The sequence below is a fragment of the Peribacillus sp. TH14 genome (assembly GCF_016651145.1).
Classification (GTDB): domain Bacteria; phylum Bacillota; class Bacilli; order Bacillales; family DSM-1321; genus Peribacillus; species Peribacillus butanolivorans.
In genome coordinates, this window is the sequence record NZ_JAEKEK010000001.1 from 133257 (window position 1) to 154335 (window position 21079).

18 protein-coding genes are annotated in these 21079 nt (G+C 38.4%); 4 read left to right on the forward strand and 14 right to left on the reverse strand.

What is annotated here, in order from left to right; translation table 11 throughout:
* The first annotated feature begins 796 nt into the window (after positions 1–796).
* Positions 797–1453: a cupin domain-containing protein gene (locus JFU50_RS00790; protein ID WP_201221354.1), complete on the forward strand. Its 657-nt coding sequence runs from the start codon at positions 797–799 to the stop codon at positions 1451–1453.
* Positions 1454–2017: 564 nt separating this feature from the next.
* Here JFU50_RS00790 and JFU50_RS00795 read toward each other — a convergent pair.
* From JFU50_RS00795 to gpG, 3 genes are all read right to left on the reverse strand, one after another.
* A complete protein-coding gene (locus JFU50_RS00795; protein ID WP_201221356.1) occupies positions 2018–3547 on the reverse strand; it encodes a multicopper oxidase family protein in 1530 nt (509 codons plus the stop codon).
* 165 nt (positions 3548–3712) lie between these two features.
* A complete protein-coding gene (locus JFU50_RS00800; RefSeq protein ID WP_207196309.1) occupies positions 3713–3982 on the reverse strand; it encodes a hypothetical protein in 270 nt (89 codons plus the stop codon).
* 206 nt (positions 3983–4188) lie between these two features.
* On the reverse strand, positions 4189–4362 hold the full coding sequence (gene gpG, locus JFU50_RS00805; RefSeq protein WP_201181366.1) for a phage tail assembly chaperone G: 174 nt from the start codon (positions 4360–4362) through the stop codon (positions 4189–4191).
* A 338-nt stretch (positions 4363–4700) separates the two neighbouring features.
* On the opposite strand from gpG, the gene JFU50_RS00810 reads away from it, so the two are divergent.
* A complete protein-coding gene (locus JFU50_RS00810; RefSeq protein ID WP_201221361.1) occupies positions 4701–5396 on the forward strand; it encodes a hypothetical protein in 696 nt (231 codons plus the stop codon).
* 313 nt (positions 5397–5709) lie between these two features.
* The gene (locus JFU50_RS00815; RefSeq protein WP_201181368.1) at positions 5710–6111 is read left to right on the forward strand and encodes a site-specific integrase; all 402 of its coding nucleotides are present in this window, start codon (positions 5710–5712) and stop codon (positions 6109–6111) included.
* Positions 6112–6255: 144 nt separating this feature from the next.
* Here the strand turns inward: JFU50_RS00815 and mutL are convergent, their stop codons facing one another.
* The 6 genes from mutL to tdh all read right to left on the reverse strand — a co-directional run bounded on the left by mutL (position 6256) and on the right by tdh (position 15302).
* Positions 6256–8202, reverse strand: a complete 1947-nt coding sequence (gene mutL / locus JFU50_RS00820; RefSeq protein ID WP_201181369.1) for a DNA mismatch repair endonuclease MutL — start codon at positions 8200–8202, stop codon at positions 6256–6258.
* 23 nt (positions 8203–8225) lie between these two features.
* The gene (mutS, locus tag JFU50_RS00825; protein WP_201221365.1) at positions 8226–10853 is read right to left on the reverse strand and encodes a DNA mismatch repair protein MutS; all 2628 of its coding nucleotides are present in this window, start codon (positions 10851–10853) and stop codon (positions 8226–8228) included.
* A 296-nt stretch (positions 10854–11149) separates the two neighbouring features.
* The gene (locus tag JFU50_RS00830; protein ID WP_056526911.1) at positions 11150–11689 is read right to left on the reverse strand and encodes an outer spore coat protein CotE; all 540 of its coding nucleotides are present in this window, start codon (positions 11687–11689) and stop codon (positions 11150–11152) included.
* 212 nt (positions 11690–11901) lie between these two features.
* Positions 11902–12330, reverse strand: a complete 429-nt coding sequence (locus JFU50_RS00835; RefSeq protein WP_053345401.1) for a RicAFT regulatory complex protein RicA family protein — start codon at positions 12328–12330, stop codon at positions 11902–11904.
* A gap of 1 nt (position 12331) precedes the next feature.
* Positions 12332–13876: a tRNA (N6-isopentenyl adenosine(37)-C2)-methylthiotransferase MiaB gene (miaB, locus tag JFU50_RS00840; RefSeq protein WP_053345400.1), complete on the reverse strand. Its 1545-nt coding sequence runs from the start codon at positions 13874–13876 to the stop codon at positions 12332–12334.
* 385 nt (positions 13877–14261) lie between these two features.
* A complete protein-coding gene (gene tdh / locus JFU50_RS00845; protein WP_201183370.1) occupies positions 14262–15302 on the reverse strand; it encodes an L-threonine 3-dehydrogenase in 1041 nt (346 codons plus the stop codon).
* Between the two features lie 315 nt (positions 15303–15617).
* On the opposite strand from tdh, the gene JFU50_RS00850 reads away from it, so the two are divergent.
* On the forward strand, positions 15618–15827 hold the full coding sequence (locus JFU50_RS00850; RefSeq protein WP_201181372.1) for a hypothetical protein: 210 nt from the start codon (positions 15618–15620) through the stop codon (positions 15825–15827).
* Between the two features lie 98 nt (positions 15828–15925).
* On the opposite strand, the gene JFU50_RS00855 is transcribed toward JFU50_RS00850, so the two are convergent.
* The 5 genes from JFU50_RS00855 to JFU50_RS00875 form a co-directional block, all read right to left on the reverse strand.
* On the reverse strand, positions 15926–16792 hold the full coding sequence (locus JFU50_RS00855) for a 2-oxoacid:ferredoxin oxidoreductase subunit beta (protein ID WP_056526905.1): 867 nt from the start codon (positions 16790–16792) through the stop codon (positions 15926–15928).
* Positions 16779–18536, reverse strand: coding sequence for a 2-oxoacid:acceptor oxidoreductase subunit alpha (locus JFU50_RS00860; RefSeq protein ID WP_056526902.1), 1758 nt, complete (start codon positions 18534–18536; stop codon positions 16779–16781). Before JFU50_RS00860 ends, JFU50_RS00855 begins: the two co-directional genes overlap by 14 nt.
* A 220-nt stretch (positions 18537–18756) precedes the next feature.
* On the reverse strand, positions 18757–19677 hold the full coding sequence (locus tag JFU50_RS00865; protein WP_242489014.1) for a dipeptidase: 921 nt from the start codon (positions 19675–19677) through the stop codon (positions 18757–18759).
* A 135-nt stretch (positions 19678–19812) separates the two neighbouring features.
* Complete coding sequence (gene spoVS / locus JFU50_RS00870; protein ID WP_029281188.1) at positions 19813–20073, reverse strand: stage V sporulation protein SpoVS; 261 nt, start codon at positions 20071–20073, stop codon at positions 19813–19815.
* Positions 20074–20255: 182 nt separating this feature from the next.
* Positions 20256–21053, reverse strand: a complete 798-nt coding sequence (locus JFU50_RS00875) for a TIGR00282 family metallophosphoesterase (RefSeq protein WP_201181374.1) — start codon at positions 21051–21053, stop codon at positions 20256–20258.
* Positions 21054–21079 lie beyond the last annotated feature (26 nt).

The window sequence follows — 21079 nt, forward strand, 5'->3', positions numbered from 1 at the left end:
CACTTCCTATGTTAAACTTTTAAAATCATAGGAAACATTATATCACTGTAATTTCATAACACGCAATGGGAAAATTCTGCTTATTTAAAATTAGACTATAGTGAAAATTCAGATAAGCCATTTCATTTCAATATTATAGAAGAATAATGCTCAATTAATACCTTCTATCTTCTAGCGTTAAATACAAAACTAATATGGGTACCCATATCGTCAAACTCTGGCTAATCTCTACAAAAAGAGTCTCATCTAGGCAATCTAAAACTGAATTGCCGTTTCTTTTTACGATTGATTTTCATTACTTGACATGCAATAAAGTCAATCACTGCTTTGGTTTGTACATCTATTCTTCAATGTCTATCAAAAGTAAGGTATATGCCAACAGGCCTTGATACGAATTAATGTTTTGGATTTTTATAGAGCTGTTTGCCACAGAATAAAATGGAATATATATCTAACTTACAATCGAAATTTATCCTAGCTGGGTCAAGGAACTTCCTAGTTCTCGCACAATAAAATTAAGCATTACTATTTAATATAACCAATTAAACAAAGTTCAGACGTTTGAAATTATACGTCTGAACTTTTTATATTATTTAAATTAATAGTATTAAATTGAAGTGCTTTTATTTTATAAACACCTTAGGTGAATTAATTATTATATTACTCTTACATCGGATTCCCATTTGCATTTGTTACAAACTGTACAACAATTTATTTTTAACTAGGCATTTGCACATTAAAATGAATATATACATATCCTGCATTAAACTTCGATTTTTAAAAGGAATGATATACTATGGTTTCATATATGGACTACACTTCACCATCAACACAATTCACTTTTGATATAAATAAAAGTCTCCTCGTAAAAAAAGATAATCAAAATTATATAAATGTATTAGGTGTCAAACAATTGAACACACTTGAAAATACGTCTTTACTAGATATTTTCCTGAGCGTCAACAATGTGGTGGAACCGCATTATCACCAAAATGCTGCAGAACTAGTTTACTGTATTTCTGGAGCTGCAACTGTTTCATTACTGAATCCTTTTACAAAACAAATACAGAATTATCCTATTACACCTGGTCAAGTAGCCAACGTTCCACAAGGTTGGTGGCATTATGAAGTGGCGACTGTTGATGACACACATCTACTTGCTATTTTTAATGCACCAACGCCCGAAGTAATTCTTGGTTCGGATATCTTGAAATTGACACCTCCGGATATTATGGCGCATACCTATTGCATGGATGAAAACCAATGGAAAAAAGCAATTGCACCAGTCAAACCAGCAACATTTATTGGTCCACCTGCTAACTGCAACAGAGCTAGTGAAGGGGTTACACATCAATATCCGCAGCAGTATATAAATCACTATGAAAACCAAATGTATACAACTCCGGCATATAACTATCAAATTCCATCTAATCCTCAGTATTATTTTTACTAAAAGTTTACTCATCTTCTGATAATTTTTTAAAAAATTTGAAAGACAGGTTTAGAAAAATAAATAGGTGTTATTAAATGATTTTTTCATTCAAAAAACAATGGAGAACCCTATATAAAAAGGGTTCTCCATTGCTATTAATTACATGACTCTTTTAAAAAGTCGATTTCATATATTTTCGCTATACTCCACTAAATTATAGAGAGGAATCAATTTTAAATTCTCATATATTATAGAAGAAACTAGTCGGAATACGAAATTTGAAAAAGATAAATCCTAGTATTGAATAATCGTATCCAAGTATGTGCTGGATTTAATAATACTTATTTGCCACATTGGGTGACCACCATAATATGAATGACCACAAAAATGACCACAAGTTTTCTATTCGGAAATGAAAAGTCATTAATACATAGGATTGATAAAATTAAATAAATGAGTAAAAAGTAACTTTATCACTAGTTTTTATATTACGCTTCAAATCTCCTTGAATACATTCAAAAAAACCGCATGCTCTGTATCAAAATATACCCTAGCGTGCATTGAGGATTGACAGGATACAGTCTATTATCGGATAACAATATATGGTCTCATCATCTCATAATCCTCGTGCTCCAATATATGACAGTGCCAAACATACAATCCTGTATAGGGACCAAACTTCATGATAATTCGAGTTACTTGTTTAGGATTAGCTCTAACTGTATCCTTCCCTCCTCGTTCTTGTGGTTCGGGTGGCAACGCGGGGCCCGTATAATGGATAATTCTCTCCTTGTTATACTTTTCTACATCGAAATCTCTCCGGTCTAATATTTGAAAATCAATTAAGTGAAGATGAATAGGGTGAGTATCTGTAGTTAAGTTAATTAGATACCATATTTCGGTTGATCCCAATTTTGGATTTTCTGTAATAGGAGCATCCCACGGTTTATTATCTAATAACATGAATTCCCGTCCGTACTGATCCATATTATCATTTAAAGTTAAGTATCTCTCCTTTGAAGCCGACTGTTCAATAATCTTTGGAAAAGGCTCCATATACGACGGAATAACACTGGTATCAATACTTGTAAGAGGAAGAGAGACTCTAAATTCCATCACTATACCTACTGCATTTGCAGGATCCCCATCTGGAAAAGGTGCGGGAGCGTCATTTTTCACGATAATATTCATTTCCTCAAGATTGGTAAAATCAATGATGACATCTGCTCTTTCTGCAGGTGCCAATATGATTTCTTTGACTCCTATCGGATATTCCATTAATCCTCCATCCGTTCCGATTTGATAAATAAGTTGTCCCGAATCAAGCTTGAACCTATAGAAACGGGTGTTAGATGCATTAAGCAGCCTAAATCGATATTTACGTGGTTCCACTTTTAAAAAGGGCCATACTTTGCCATTCACTAGGATTGTATTCCCAAAAAATTCAGGAACTATCGATGTTTCTAATTCCACAACTGGTTTTTTTGGCTTTCTTGGGTAATAAAGAGAACCATCATAATTAAAGGTTTTGTCTTGAATCATAAGTGGGATTTCGTATTGACCAGCTGGTAAATTTAATAACCTTTCCCGTTGCTCTCTTACAAAGTAAAACCCTGCCAATCCAGAATATACATTGAGTCTTGTGATACCAAGTGAATGATCATGATACCAGAGGTTGCAAGCCCGCATGTTATTATCATATTGATATATTTGCTTTCTAAAATATGGACCCACTTGTTTGAATCCTTTTGTAAACCAAGCCTCCGGGTAGCCATCACTTTCCGGTTCAACACTAGCGCCATGAACATGTACTACCGTTCGTACTTCTGGTACATCCAAATGGGCACCATGTACCGTATAGTCTACCGGCAAAAGATGTTTTTCTGGAAGATTGTTGATCCATTTGATAAACACTTTTTCTCCGCTCTCTACTTCAATTGTAGGTCCTGGATAGCTGCCTTCATAGCCCCATACAGTTGTATCATTTAACTCACTATGGAGTGATTGTTTAAATTCTGTCATATTCACTTCATAATAAGTATGAAATTGATCTTTCCATCGAGCTTTTAAAATAGGTGGGATAGGAAGTTCATCTACAAATTTAGAGAGAAGCATATTTCCGCTCCTTTCTGATCATAATTAACTTCTTTCTAAGGTTATAAAAATTACAAGCTTTGTATGACAAATTCAAATTGATTCAATGAGATATTTCTCACAACATATTCAATATACTTTATACAATAGGGGCTTTAGTAAGTTATTTAGTTCTTCATCAAAGAACTAACTTTCTAATAATGCAGTCCAAGGTTGATCACATGCTTTAAAATCTATCCTAATTAAATCACCTGATTGACCAATATTGTCTAACTTTGTTCTAATGATTGCCGATTCTGTAGCATCATTTTTGACATTACTTTTGATATCGTTTTTTCTATTTCGGCTATATGTTAACAATCCTAGGACAGCCCCTGTTTCCGTACATAATGAACCAATAAGAGTGATCAATAACCCAATTGAAACATTCATCTTTTTCACCCCATTTGTATACAAAATAAAAAGAACTATTCGGCTTATGGGTGCTTCTCACCGCCAAAAACTTATTTGTTTCATCATTTTGACGGCCCTGTGCACAAAAATAATTTGTTCTTGCAGGGTTTGGATATCATCTGGGGCATGAAGGCCATTGAATAGTTCTTCTTTTGCTTGTTATAAATCTTGTTTGCTACAAAATCTAACAGTTTATCAATCAATTCTTTTTAAGATGCAGCACTTTTAGCCTCTTCGCTTTTATCAATTTCTTGTGTCATATCGATTGCTTCATAAACTACAGAAAAAGGAATAAATTCAGGTGTGAGATACTTTACCGTTTCAATTTCAGCTTCCTTCACTTCTTTTACCAATTCGATCATGTTTCTTTTTAAATTTGCCATTTCAAAACATCCCTTCGTTATTAGGCTTTGTTAAACATTAATGTTGATTTTTGAACAAATAAAAGGGACCACTTATTGTGGTCTTCATTATTTTATTTAATCCAAAATAGATTCCTGCTGGTTTAATCGGAAAATCTTATAATCCTCCTTTTCCATCGTCACCCTGATTTGATAGTACAAATACTAATCAGTCTGTAGGTTTAAAACAAAAAAATCAAATTTAGGCATAAATTATTAGTTTTTGTTCTTTAAAGTCCTTATCAAAAAAAGGGATAGAAGTCAGATTGTTATGTCCAATCAATACTTAATCCCTTCCCATATATTAATTAAAAAAGGAGATGAGAAAAGTGGGTAGTGATAAAAATAAATATAAAGATAAAGATAAATATAAAGATAATAAAGGTACAGATTCCTCAAGCAATTCTAAAAATGAACCTTTAAAGGAAGAAGTATATTCATCATCGGCACACCAAGAGTGTATTGACCGTGCTTATCGTATTCCCATATTTTTAAGTACGACAACTCATTTAAATGATAACCAACGACAGTTTCTAAACCGTCTAATTTTTGAGATTGAGAATGCTTTGCTTTTTCCACGTACATTACCTTTAAGCGAAAGTTATCCCGAAGCCATTTTAACCGATATTCGTCGGTTAGTTTCATCAAGCTATGGAATGTTGGCAGTAAACCTCCGTCGTTTTCAAATTAAGACAGTTGGCGTCAATGAGGGACCCCTTCCACCATCCACTCCGTTCTGGGAAGGATCAGTTTATTCACAAGTAGAACCTTCAATGGCTTTTCAATTTGGTCTACCCTTATTATTAGTAAGGGAAGAAGATACTGACGCAAATAATGGAATTTGGGCAGGAGGAATTGCCCCACTCAACCTATTTATAGTTTGGCATTCTGAAACTCAAACTGTAGATCAATTCTTTAACACTCCTGAATGGAGATCAGCCTTTGCAAATTGGAGTGCACAAGTAAGAAATGCCTTTTATATTCAGACAGAGCCTAAGTTCAAGTACAGTTGTTAGTACACAGAATTAAAAAATTATTTGATTGGAGTACGCTTTTTCAAAGCAAGATATCGTAATAAAAGAGTGATATAGAACAAGTTGAGATGATGTCTTTGTTTAGCGAACGGTGAACTGGCACTTTAGTACCTAATTGAACATTTTTATAAGTCGAAAAATATACATATTTTTATATATTTTCGGCTAATTTTACATAACAAAAAAATATTGCCATATACAGCATTTTTTAATTTCCAAATACACTTACCCAAATTGGAAACTTGTTTTGGTCTTCCATCCTTAGCTGCATAGGAACACCACCACATGTATTCCATTGATAAAATGGAAGGATATGGATTTTAACAAAAAGAAAATTTTTGTGCAGCATTCCCTTTATTATATTTCAGGTCAAGGTCTTGTTTTACAAACACCTAAAACACATAACGGAAAAAGGAATAAGAAACAGGCACAACTATTAAAAGTGGGGTTGAAGTTAATAGAGGATCACTTTGTCGTTTCTGCTTTTGGCGGAGAACCAGTCAATCCCAATACGATACTCAAGCAGTTTCTTTATGATAGTAAGCTTGCAGGAATGAAGAGGATTCGATTTCATGATTTACGACATACACATGCAACTATAATGTTGGAGATCGGAGAAAATTCTAAAGTGGTATCAGAAAGATTAGGACATTCAAATGTTTCTATAACCTTAGATAAATATAGTCATGTTACTTAGAATATACAGGACTCTTCAGCAGAGAACTTTTCAAAAGCTCTAGGTAAAAAGAGCATAGACCAATAAATGTGGTCATTTAGTGGTCATTTCACCAAAATAACGCTGGAGATCCCTTGTAAATAAAGGGTTCTCCAGCGTTTATAATTACATAACCCGCTTGAACATCTTCTCCATCTCATAAATCGAATATGAGATGATGATAGGTCTTCCGTGTGGGCAGGTGAATGGGTCTGTTGTTTGTCTTAGTTCATCTAATAGTGCTTGAATTTCGTCATTCCGCAGATGACGGTTTGCCTTTATAGAGGCTTTACAGCTCATCATGATCGCCGCTTCTTCGCGGAGTTTTTTGATGTCGACTTTTTTCATAGATAACAATTGTTCAATCATTTCTTCAAGGATTTCCTGTTCAATACCTTTAGGAAACCACTGAGGGTGTGACCGAACTATATAGGCATTATAGCCGAACTCCTCTAAATAGACGCCTACTTTTTCTAGTTCATGCTGGTATTCATTGATTCGGATACATTGGTCGGTCGAGAACTCAAGTGTGATGGGAACCAGCATATCCTGTAGCTCGTTTTCGACACGTCCGACTTTTTCTTTAAAATATTCGTATTTAATCCGTTCCTGGGCAGCGTGCTGGTCGATGATATACAAGCCTTTTTCGTTTTGGGCGAAAATATACGTACCATGCATTTGCCCTATTGGGTACATGGGCGGGATGCGGCTTGCCGATTCATCGATTTCGATCTCTTCCTCTTGTTCGACTGTATATGTTGTATACCCTTTTGCGGATTCGAAATATGGTCTTCTTTCGTCTTCCGGAATGACCGGGATATACGTGTCTTCCATTTGCTGCTGTTCGTCACTTCTGTAAACTAATTCCTCTATTGGTTCGATATTCACGATTTCTTCAACAGGATCTTGATAGTTCTTCTGTTCCTGATTTTCTCGAATCAAGGTATTCTTCAGGAGTGAGGCTTCTTTCTTTGCTTCTTCAAGGACCCGCTTCCCGCTTTCCACGACATGATCTAAATCTAGCGTAGTTTGCTCACTTTTTACCTGTTCCAGCTTTGGTGAGGGTGTATATCCACTTGGAATTAAAGACAGTTTTTTGAAAGCAGATTTAATTGTTTCCGACACAAGATTGTACAATTCCTGTTCCTTACTAAGCCTTACCTCCATTTTAGATGGATGAACGTTGACATCGACCAAAATTGGATCCATTTCAATATTTAATAAAGCAATCGGGAAACGTCCAATAGGAAGAAGCGTATGATATCCATCCAAGATTGCTTTCACAAGTGCATAGTTTTTAATAAACCTACCGTTTATCATCGTTGATATATAATTCCGTGAGGCACGAGTGACCTCGGGCATAACGATATATCCAGATAGAGTGAAGTCCAAAGAGCTTGCCTGAATCGGAATCATCTTTTTCGCGATATTCATACCGTAGATTGCTGCTAGTACTTGCCGCACATCCCCATTACCATTCGTATGCAGGATACGCTTCTCATTGTGTGATAAACGAATCGAAACATCCGGGTGGGAAAGTGCCAGCCGGTTAGCGACATCCGTAATATTACCGAGTTCGGTATGAATTGTTTTCATATATTTCAACCGGGCAGGTGTATTGTAAAACAAGTCGGAAACCATGATATCCGTACCTTTCCGACTGGAAGAAGCTTCGAGTTCCTTAACGATGCCCCCTTCAAGAAGTATACGTGTTCCTACTCCTTCACCTGTGCAGCTTTTCAGTTCGAAACGGGAAACTGAAGCGATACTCGGCATAGCTTCGCCTCGGAAACCAAGCGTCCGAATCCGGAAAAGGTCATTCTCATCTTTTATTTTACTTGTAGCATGACGTTTAAAAGCTGCCTCAATATCATCAGCTAATATCCCATCTCCATTGTCTACAATTCGGATAGAACCAAGTCCAGCCTCCACTAGTTCGATTTCTATGATGGTACTGTTAGCATCTATGGCATTTTCCACAAGTTCCTTCACGACTGAGGCAGGGCGTTCAACAACTTCGCCAGCAGCGATTTTATTCGATAAAGCCTCGTCAAGCTGTATGATTTTTCCCATTTTCATCGCCTCACTTCAATATTTCATTTTAGTTTCTTTTGCAATTTATAAAGAATATTCATCGCTTCAAGTGGTGTCATTTCCAGGATATCAAGCGATTTAATGTCATCGAGCACCTTTTTTTCCTTAGGAGAAGAACTTATTTTTTCTTTAGGAGCCTCTTCTCTGAAAAAGGATAGCTGTGCCTCATTGACCTCAGCTTTAGGAGCAGTTTCAGTAATTTGTTCTTTTGAAACAACGGCTGGCTGTGCAGGCAATTCCTTTGCTTGGCCATTTTCATTTTCTAGCTGTGCTAAAATATCTGCTGCACGGTCAATTAACTGTTTCGGCAAATCAGCAAGCTTAGCCACATGAATTCCATAACTTTTATCTGCTGGTCCTTCTTTTATTTTATGAAGGAAGACAACATTTCCATTTTGCTCAATTGCACTAACATGGATATTTTTCAATTTAGGTAGCTCCGATGCGAGTACAGTCAATTCGTGATAGTGTGTTGAAAAGAGTGTCTTTGCTCCAATTTCTTCATGAATATATTCTATGATGGCCTGAGCAAGTGCCATACCATCGTAAGTGGAGGTCCCACGTCCAATTTCATCAAATAAAATCAGACTGTTTTCAGTCGCATTAGTGATCGCATTTCTTGCTTCGAGCATCTCGACCATAAACGTACTCTGGCCGGAAATCAGATCATCGGCCGCTCCAATCCTAGTAAACACTTTATCAAAAATAGGTAATTCAGCTGTAGTTGCTGATACAAAACAGCCAATCTGTGCCAGAATAGATGTTAACGCAATCTGACGCATATACGTACTTTTCCCGGACATATTCGGACCTGTAATTAAGAGTAGTTCACGTTCGCTATCCATAAAACAGTCATTTGGGACATACTCCTGTGATTGAAGCACTTTTTCGACTACAGGATGTCGTCCTTCCTTCAAAACAATTCTTCGATTCTCTGAAAAGACCGGCTTCACATAATGACGCTCTTCGCTAATAGTGGCAAAGCACTGTAGAACGTCTAGCTCACTGACGCCTTTCGCTAGATCTTGTAAACGCGGGATATAGCTTTTTATCTCTTCGCGAAGATTGAGGAATAAGTCATATTCTAAACCGATGCTTTTTTCCTCGGCTTGTAAAATTAACGCTTCTTTTTCTTTTAATTCAGGTGTGATATAACGTTCAGCATTCGTTAAAGTCTGCTTCCGTTCATAGCGCCCCTCTTCAAGCAGATGCAGATTAGCCCGGGTGACTTCAATATAATAACCGAACACACGGTTATAACCGATTTTCAATGACCTAATCCCTGTGCGTTCCCGTTCCTCTCGTTCAAGCTGAGCAATCCAAGTTTTTCCGTTCCTACTGGCATCTCGGTATGTATCCAGCTCAGTGTGGAAACCATCTCGAATAATATTCCCTTCCTTAACGGACAACGGCGGGTTTTCAACAAGCGCAGTTTCGAGCAAATCTGTCACTTCTTCACATGGATCCAATTTATCGGCAAGAACAGAAATATCCTGATTAGAGGCCATTGACTTTACAATTTCACGGATGACAGGCACCTGTTGCAACGAACGTTTCAACTGGATCAAGTCCCGCGCGTTAACATTTCCAAAGGCGACTCGTCCGGCAAGCCGCTCCAAATCGTACACTTCCTTCAGGCGCTCACGGAGGTCTTGACGTTCGAAGTATTGACTTTTCAGTGTTTCAACAAGACTTTGTCTCCGCTCAATTTGTTTTTTATTAATGAGTGGTCTGTCAATCCACTGCTTAAGCATACGTCCACCCATTGCTGTTTTCGTTTCATCAAGAAGCCATAATAATGATCCTTTTTTACCTTTGGAACGGATGGTTTCGGTCAATTCCAAATTTCGTTTGCTATAATAATCAATTTTCATATAGTGTGACGTCTCATATGCAAGAACCGGCTGCAAATGATCAAGACTTCGTTTTTGGGTACGATATAAATAATTCAATAAACGAGAGGTCGTTGTCATCTGCTTTTCGTCCTTTAATAGATGCAGTAAAGGAACGAACGACTCACTATGTTCCAAATTGTCCTCTAATGATAAAGCGGCAGCGCCCCGTTCCTGAAGTTTCTTTTTCCATTCTTCATTAAAATCAGCAGCAATAACAACTTCGCTCGCACCAAGGATAGCAAATTCATTCAGTACCTCATCAAAGTTCTCAATCAAAGTGACCTTATTTTCACCTGTCGATAAATCGTTGTATCCAAAACCAAACTGGTCATTAGAAAAATGAGTGATCGTCGCAATGTAATTGTTTTCTTTTTCACGAAGACCCTTGCTATCCATTTTCGTTCCCGGCGTAATCAGCTGGACAACTTCCCTGCGAACTACCCCTTTGGCTTGCTTAGGATCTTCTGTCTGTTCACAAATCGCCACTTTAAATCCTTTTTCTATCAATATATCAATATAATTAGCCGCCGAATGATACGGAATCCCGCACATTGGAATTCGGTCTTCACTTCCACCTTCTCGGCTCGTTAATGTTATTTCGAGCTCCTGTGACGCATTCAGCGCGTCATCAAAAAACATTTCATAAAAATCGCCTAAACGAAAAAATAAAAAGGCATCCTGATACTCTGCCTTAATTTTTAAATATTGTTGAATCATCGGAGTATATCCAGCCATTCCTTCAAAACCTTTCCTAACTAAAATCTATTACTCACATATGTCTTTTATTATAACATATGGGAAAGCAACATTGCCTGTATTCGAAATTGCATGGTAAATCCCTGAACCTGTGAGTAAAGCCGATAAATTCACTAATTCTCTACAGGTATTAACAAGTAAAACTTAACATTTTATCCGTAAACTTATTGGGACTGGTATATCAATATGCCTGCATAAAGCCTGTCCCTCTTCAAATTAAATAAAACCGGATGAAGGGAATGTCATCCGGTAGTGACTTTCTATATTCTATTCGTCTATTCGTCTTCGAATTCATCTAGGAAATCCGGATCTAAATCTTCGAATTCCTCATCATCGAAATCAGAGCCCCAGTCATCCTCACAGCGGCCATCTGGATTTACAGCGACACAAATTTTTGTTTCGCCGACGACTTCTACAAAGAATTCTCTTTCCACATGGACAATGATTTTTTGTCCACATGGGGAGATGCAAGCTTCTAAACAATTAGGCTGTTGGACAGCTTGTGCAACGATTTCATGGTCATCATGACAATCCGGATCACGGTATTTCAGCGAAATCACGTCGGTATATTGTACTTTTTCAGTAACAACTTCCGTCTTTGAATTATGGTTATAGGAATACCAAACGTTGATTTCGTAGCTGCCGTGAATTTCTACCTTTTTGCCGACTTTCTTTGCATCGTATTTATGGTTGATGATCCAACAACCTAGAATGCTAGAAGGATGATGAGCCGGGCAAATGGTGTGTGAGGACTTTGTGAATTTCCGTCCCTTTGCCACCACCGCTTTAGTAATTATCTCTCTATATTGTGACATGCTAGCGAACCCTCCTCATACAGTTTCCATTCATCCTATGCGTGGTAAAAGTCTAGTGTGCGTAGAATTTTTATTGTTTGAAAACTGCTGTATTGTTTTAAACCTAGGTTATTTTATGCGCATGTTTTGGGATATGTGTCACGAATGGGCACTGTATAAGGATTTACGAGTATAAAAAAGCCCTCCTGAAATCAGAAGGGTTTTAGAAAAGTTTATGAACAGCTTCCGCCGCCAGCCTGTACCTGCGAACCTGTTTCACCGCGAAGGATGTCTCCTTCGGTTGATTCAATAATTAAATCCGTCACCTTATTAGAAACTTGTGAGGAGACCATTTGTAAAAGATCATTTACATCAACTTGTGATTGTTTGAATTCTTGGACAATCGGAAGTTCGTCTAATTGTTTTTCAAGTGCATCAATTTTGGCCTGTACTTGGCCGTATGCTTTCTCTTTTCCATAATGTTGGAAGTTAACAGCCTGCTTTTGCAAGCTTTTGATGCTCGCGATCATTTCACGGATTTTTTGGTTTTCGTTGATGTGAGCTTCCGCCCGTTTAAAGAAATCGACTTCTTCTGTGCTGGCAATCATTTCAGCCAACTCTGCCGCTTTTGTTAAAATATCGTCTTTTGTATATTTCGTCATTTTACTCCACCTCAATTGCTGTAGCTTCTTCAACCATATCCCCATTTAATGACCATGTTTTCGTTCCAGTGATTTTCACCTTTACGATTTGGCCAATGGCAGATTTTGGTCCTTTGAAGTTCACAAGCTTATTTTTCGTTGTATAACCTGCTAACACATCCGGATTCTTCTTGCTTTCTCCTTCTACAAGGACTTCTACAATCTGTCCATCATACTCTTTCATTTTTAACGCACACGTTTCATTAACAAGGGCATTCAAGCGTTGCAGGCGTTCTTTTTTTACTTCCATCGGTACATTATCCTGCATTTTCGCGGCTGGTGTTCCCTCGCGTGGTGAATAAATGAAGGTATAAGCAGCGTCGAAACCAACTTCTCGGTATAAAGACATTGTTTCTTCAAAATGCTCTTCCGTTTCATTCGGATAGCCGACAATGATGTCTGTTGTTAAAGATGCAGTTGGGATCGCTTCTTTAATTTTTCTAACTAGCTCTAAATATTGTTCGCGCGTATATTTACGAGCCATAATCTTAAGCGTTTCCGTACTTCCTGATTGAACAGGAAGATGGATGTGGTCTACAAGATTACCACCTTTTGCTAGGACTTCAATCAAGTGATCATCAAAGTCACGTGGATGACTAGTTGTAAAACGAATACGCGGAATATCAATCTTGCGGATTTCATCCATCAAATCACCGAGACGGTATTTAATATCCGTAAAATCTTTACCATATGCATTCACATTTTGACCAAGCAGTGTTATTTCTTTATATCCTTGTGCCGCTAAATGACGAACTTCCTGAATGATATCTTCCGGACGGCGGCTTCTTTCTTTTCCCCTCGTGAAAGGCACGATGCAGTAAGTACAAAATTTATCGCAGCCATACATGATATTGACCCATGCTTTCGTTTTGCCTTTACGCACTTTCGGAAGGTTCTCAATTACATCGCCTTCTTTAGACCAAACCTCAATGACCATTTCCTTTGAAAGATAAGCTTCATTTAGAATTTGGGGTAGACGATGAATGTTGTGAGTTCCGAAAATCATATCAACAAAATGATGTTTCTCAAGGATTCTTTTTACAACTGATTCTTCTTGAGACATACAACCACAAACACCAAGCAATAAATCAGGTCGTTCCAATTTTAATGATTTTAAATGGCCGAGTTCCCCGAACACTTTATTCTCTGCATTTTCCCGAATCGCACAAGTGTTAAGTAAAATGACGTTAGCATCATCTACCGTGTTTGTCGGTTGATAGCCTAGGGCCGTGAAGATACCAGCCATGACTTCTGTATCATGTTCATTCATTTGACAACCGTATGTACGAATGTAGAACTTTTTGCCTTCTCCCATTCCACGGAAATCTTCTGGAATCGCAAAATCATCATGATATTCGACTTCTTCTTTACCTCGTTTTTTCGCATCTTTTAAGGACGGCGGAATATAAACGGCCTGAAAGTACTTACTGTAGTCCTTGTCGGATTTTTTGTCCGCTGGATTTTCAGCGTGTACTTGTTGTGATTCTAATCGTTGTTTCTCGTTCATGTTAATCTCCTTTCAAAATAGTTAGTTTATTTGTTTCCCTAACTATTTCAAGACCTGTCTTGTTCTAAAGATTTTTATACGTATTTTATAAAATTACCAGTAAATATTAGCTTTTAAGTGTGATATATCCACATTAACATAGTATAAAGCTTTTACCAGCAAGAAACAATCATTCTGTCGTGCCTACTTCATTTGTAAGAAAAATTTCACAAATTCTGTAATTATAGGTTCTAAAAAAGGCTCAATTCACCACATTCCATGTGACGAACTAAGCCTCTTCCTTTTACTTAATTAAAATATTCCTAGTTCCTTTCCGGCTTTTTTTAAAGCATCTACTTCTTCTTTTAATATTCAAAACCCTTCATTTCTCCTCCTTTTAAGTTGGCTAAGGTATTAAGAGTACCTTACCACACTGTCCCTTTATCATCAGTTCAAAACCCTTTTCAAAGTCACTTAGCGAAAAACGATGCGTAATCATCGGTGTGACATCAACTTTCCCACTCCCTAGCAGGCTCGAAACCTGCTGCCAGGTTGAGAACACTTTTCTTCCTGTTATTCCTTGGACAGTAAGACCCTTGAACACTATATCCTCCGTTATATTAAGCGTGACCGGCTGAGCTGGCAGGCTCAAAATTGATATCCTCCCGCCATTTGTAGCCATTTTAAACCCTTGATCGATGGCCGTAGGATTACCGCTCATTTCGCAGACCACATCCACCCCATCCATATCTGTGAGTCTTGCCGTGATTTCCAGAGGATTTTGCTTGATTGAATGAATTGTGTGCGAAGCCCCCATCTTTTTTGCCAGCTGAAGTCGATAATCATTAACATCAAGAGCGATAACTTTATCTGCACCTGCAGCCTTTGCTACAGCCACTGCCATAAGCCCAATTGGTCCGCAACCAATGATCGCCACCGTTTTACCAAGCACTTCACCAGCAAGCACAGAATGGACGGCATTTCCCATCGGTTCTTGGATCGTAGCTATATCAAGTGGCATGTCAATCGGATTTTTCCAAAGATTCTTGGCTGGCAAAGCTACATATTCAGCAAAGCACCCTTGTGTATCGAGACCAATAATATTTGTATTTTTACAAATGTGTAACTGTCCCGTTAAACATTGCCGGCATGTACCGCACACGATATGGGTTTCGGCGGAAACGTAATCACCAACTGAAACATTACTCACCCTCCCCCCTACCTCAATCACTTCTCCGGCAAATTCATGCCCAAATACATATGGTGGATTCACTCTTCCCTGTGACCATTTATCCCAGGTGAAAATGTGAATATCCGTCCCACAGATTGAAGCCATTTTGACTCGAATTAACACCTCATCTTCACGAATATCTGGAATGTCGACAGCTTGCAATTGTGCCCCATATCCTCGGTGATGTTTGACAACTGCTTTCATTTTCCCTTTCAACATATACACTCCCCCTGAAATAGGGCTACATTTTCCTGAATATATTAAAGGTATGAAAAACCGATTAAAAAAATACCAGTATTCCTAATGTACGGGCCATTTTACCTTTATTGACTAATCATAATCTTAGGGCTATCGTACATTTTCACTAATAAGGTCATGATCCCATAGCATCCTGTCCGCTCTTGAATAAGATATCTCGTACAACAAAAATAATTAAAGGAGTGACTTATATGTCATGTTCTGAAAATAATAATCGTGACCACCATCACCATGAAAGGAACGAAGACGATTTCTGTCGTCGAGTGAGACGCTGTGATAGACGCGATCGTGACCGTGACCGCGATCGTGATCGTGACCGCGATTGTGAACGTCACCATCATCATCATCATCATCACGACAATGACCGTTGTTGTTGTAGAAGAAGGAATCGTTGTGGCTTCGGTTTCGGTGGCGGTTTTTGTGGCGGTTTCGGTCGCGGTTTCTTTTAACCGTAACTTCGGCGGATGCCATAACGATTGTTAAGCTACCAGTAAGCGTTCTAGCATGAGGCATAATTACTGGAGCGCTTAATTTTTCACAAAAAAGGTTCACCCCATCTATAGGGGTGAACCTTTTCACTTTTACATAAATTCTGCAACAAGTTTATCAAAATGAGCTTGATCTAGAGTTAGATCAGATTTATTTAACGCTTTTTCTGCATATCCTGGTACTAACTCCTGATAAGAAGGGCGTGAAGAATCTTGATAAATAATCCCTGTCACAAGGCTGTCATGCTTCATTAATGTTTGCATGGCCTGTTCTTTATTTGAAGAATCATATCCTTCAATCGTGTTTAATTTTGTTAAGTTTTGTTTGAACCAATCGTACGTATTAATCTTGTTATATGTTACGCATGGAGAGAAAACATTGATAAAGGAGAACCCTTTATGATTGATCCCTGCTTCAATGATAGCAGTCAAGTCTTTTAAGTCAGTCGAAAAACTTTGTGCAACAAATGTAGCACCAGCCGATAACGCTAATTCCATTGGTGAGACAGCCTGCTCGATTGATCCTTCAGGAGTGGATTTTGTCTTAAATCCAACAGCTGATCGCGGAGAAGTCTGACCTTTTGTCAAGCCATAAATTTGGTTATCCATTACAATATACGTTATATCGATATTACGACGGATTGCATGAATAGTATGTCCCATCCCGATTGCAAAACCGTCTCCGTCTCCTCCTGAAGCTATTACGGTCAATTCACGGTTGGCCATTTTCACTCCTTGGGCAATCGGCAGAGAGCGGCCATGAATTCCGTGGAAGCCATATGACTTGATGTAACCGGAAATACGTCCTGAACAGCCGATACCAGAAACAACAGCTAAGTTTTCCGGCTCCAATCCTACATTGGCTGCCGCACGCTGCATGGCAGCCTGAACGGAGAAATCTCCACAGCCAGGACACCAGTTAGGTTTAACATCATTACGAAACTCTTTAAACGTTGCCATATTCGAACATCTCCTTGCATTGTGTGTGAATTTCATGCGGGAGGAATGGGTTGCCATCATATTTTAGGATGCTTTTAATTTTATTAACATGTCCGACATTCATCTTGATAATATTAGCCAATTGTCCAGTCGCATTATTTTCGATTACTACTACTTTCTTAGCCGATTGTACTAAAGATAGAACTTCATCGGTTGGGAACGGATGAATCAAACGAATTTGCGCATGATTCACTTTTACCCCATCCGTTTCTAGTCTACCAATTGCTTCATCAATCGTACCACGGGTAGAGTTAAAACCAAGAATTAGTAAATCCGCTTCTTCATGCGGTGTGTTTTTGTATACAGGTGTATGGAATGTGTTAGCTAAATTATTCAGCTTACGCATCCGTTTATCCATCTGCGCTTTTCGATTCACAGCAGTCTCAGAAGGTCTCCCTGTCTCATCATGTTCAACACCAGTAACATGGTGAATTCCATTTTTCATACCAGGAACAACACGAGGTGAAACGCCGTCTTCCGTTACTTTATAACGCTTGAAGTATGATTTGTTTTCTGGTTCTTCAATTTCAAAATCTACCAATTTACCGCGTCTGATCTCTACTTTGCTGTAATCAAGCGGCTGAACCGTTTGTTTACCTAGCGATAGCTGTAAGTCGGATAAAATGATAACCGGACATTGATATTCCTCCGCGAGATTGAACGCTTCTGCCGTATCATAAAATGCTTCTTCAACAGTACTTGGGGCCATGACGATTTTTGGGATTTCACCGTGTGTACCATAAATCATGGCCATTAAATCAGATTGCTCTTGTTTCGTAGGAAGTCCAGTAGAAGGACCGCCACGTTGTGTATCAACAATGACAATAGGCGTCTCGGTAATACCCGCTAAGCCAATTGCCTCCATTTTTAAGGAAAGTCCTGGACCAGCAGAAGCTGTGATAGCACGAACACCACCGTAGTTTGCACCGATTGCCATTGTGGCTGCAGCTATTTCATCTTCTGTCTGAATGACAGTACCGCCCAATTGTGGAAGTTTTTTGATTAGATATTCCATAATTTCAGAGGCAGGAGTAATTGGGTATGCTGCCATGAAGCGACATCCGCCTGCAACAGCTCCTAGAGCGATAGCATCGTTTCCGATCATGAATAAACGTTTCTGTCCGTCTGCTTTTTCTAGCTCCATTGCGCCAAGCTTTTCTCCAAGCAGTACTTCCATGGCTTTGTAGCCAGCAGTAATGGCATCCATATTCTTTTTAACGATTTCTTCGCCTTTACGACCGAAGATTTCATCAACAACATCGTTGAATACGGAAATTTCCATACCAAGTACAGCACATGTCGCACCGATAGCCACCATGTTTTTCATTAATGATGTGCCTAATTCTGCAGCGATTTCCGTAAATGGAACAATATATAATTCTGCCTTTGTATCTTCTGGGCAGACAGGTTTGAATTTTGCATCAGCGATTATGATGCCACCTTCATGTAATTCTTTATAATTGACGTCAATTGTTTCTTGGTCAAAAGCAACTAAGATGTCTAAATCATCAGAGATAGCACGAGTTTCGGTAGTACTTACACGAATTTTGTTATTCGTGTGTCCTCCCTTAATTCGGGATGAGAAATGACGGTAGCCATACAAGTAATAACCTAAGCGATTGAGGGCAATACAGAATATTTCTCCTGTACTTTCAATACCTTCACCTTGTTGTCCGCCAACTTTCCATGAAAGTTGATTGATCATGTCTTACACTCCTTTAGAACGTTCGTATATAAATGCATTTAACCGCACCTCTCGCCAGAACATTAGACTATGTATATAAATCGTTCTATTTAGGAAAGGTGTACTAAACGCTTTCAATTCTATCGGTTAAATCATTAAATTGCAACCTTTTTGCCTCCATTTTTTATATTTTCAGAATATTTATTCATATCTATATAGTCAGAATTAAATTTATCACCTTTTAACGTGGAAAATTCCGAGTGAAATTCTCAAAAAGGAGTCCTTTTACAAACTCAGCAGAATAAAGACTATTCAGCTCATTGATTAAGTTATGATAATCATTAAAGGATGCTAATTTGTCTACCATATGTTCTATTCCATCGAAGTCAGACCCAAACCCAATTTGTTTTTCCCCGCCCAAACTGCATATATGGTCTATATGGTTCAGGATATCTTTTATTGAAGCCGAATAACCACTGGATAGGAATTGTGGAACAAAGGTTACCCCTATCACGCCATTTTTTTGTAAAAGGGCTTTTATCTGGCTGTCTTTTAAATTCCGCGGATGCGAACATAAATTATTAGCATTCGAATGGGATGCAATTGGAAAATCCGCTCTTTTTAATGTGTCCCAAAAACCAGCTTCAGATAAATGGGATAAATCACACCAAATCGATTGCTCATTTAATAAGGTCACAACCTCTGTTCCAAATCGTGTCAACCCACTTCCTCTTGTTTCTAATGCTCCATCAGCCACAAGGTTGGCATAATTCCATGTTAGCCCTACTGAAGAAACACCAAGATGGAGAAGTGTTTTTAGCTTTAATAAATCATTTCCAATACAATCGCAGCCTTCCAATGTAAGCATAGCACCGATTTCTTTTTCTTTTAGATTATCGATGTCAGTCTTGCTCCGTATAAATTTCATTTCCGGCTCTGATAAAATCTTTTCATGAAAAATATCAACCATCGCTAAGGCTGCCTGAAATCTCATATCTGGGTGGACTTTTTCTGGAATATAAATTGCAAAACATTGGACCTTTCCTCCTGCATCCAATAATCCCCGTTTTGTTATATGTAACTTTTCACTGTCCAAAAAAGAAATATCTGGATCTATAAACATCTTCATTAACACATCACAATGCGCATCAAAAATCGCCAAAATGATCCTCCTCCCTTGCTTAACTTTCATAGCTAATATGATCTATTATAAAATGGCTAAGGTTTTTCGTCATTTGAATTTTAGTACAAAAAAGAACCTGCTCGCCAGCCGACAAACAGGCACCCACATATGAAATTATCTTGGTTCAATGATTAGCTTAATCGCCGTTCTCTCTTCGCCATCAATAAGTATATCTGTAAAGGCAGGAATACAAATCAAGTCAACTCCACTAGGTGCGACAAACCCTCTTGCGATTGCTACTGCCTTGACGGCTTGATTTAACGCACCTGCACCGATTGCTTGAATTTCGGCTGCTCCTCTTTCTCTGAGCACTCCCGCTAGTGCGCCTGCTACAGAATTAGGATTAGATTTTGCTGAAACCTTTAATATTTCCATTCCTAGTCCTCCTTGTTTTCCCTGCCGATTATAACTTGGCTCAATAGTTATAACACTTTCCACTGCTACTATATTCAGGAAGTAAAACTTGTATGACAAAGAAAACAGGGATTGTCCACCAATCGATTTATTATTGAATAAAAAAATGGACAATCAGTCATTTGACTGTCTGTCCATTCAATTCATGTGTAAAGCGGATGATCTTCATTGATGAGTATTCGGTCTATTTTTTTAGCCATGCCCGTCTTATCATCAATATCTATGAGCACAGCACTTAATAGGGTACGCCCTTCTTTAGGTACTTCGAAACGAACAGGAAGGCTGGTCAAGAAGCGATGGATGACTGCCCCTCTCTCCATGCCGAGAATGCCATCATACGGGCCTGTCATACCTACATCTGATATATAAGCGGTCCCTTCGGGTAAAACCCGGTTATCGGCTGTCTGGACATGTGTGTGTGTACCTACAACGGCTGTCACTTTTCCATCTAAGAACCAACCCATCGCCTGCTTTTCACTTGTAGCCTCACCATGAAAATCGACAAAGATGATTGGTGTCCTTTTTTGAGCCTCCAACACGAGTTCTTCCGCTTTTTTGAACGGACAATCCAAATCAGGCATGAATGTCCTCGCTTGCAAATTTATGACCGCAATTTCCTGCTGGTTCAATTTAATAAATTTTATTCCTTCTCCGGGAGTTCCCTCTGGAAAATTCGCTGGACGGACGAGATATTTCGCTTCATCAATAAAATTGAAAATATCGCGATTATCCCATGTATGGTTCCCCATCGTTACTGCCTGTGCTCCCCACTGTAGAAAACTACGGTAAATCTTTTCCGTAATCCCCCTGCCACCTGCAGCATTTTCCCCATTAATAACCGTGATATGCGGTCTATACTTTTCTTTTAATTTTGGAAGGTATTCTTGGACCATATCACGGCCAGGAGACCCTACAACATCTCCAATAAATAGCAATTTCATAGTAAAACCCTTTCTAAATCCACATT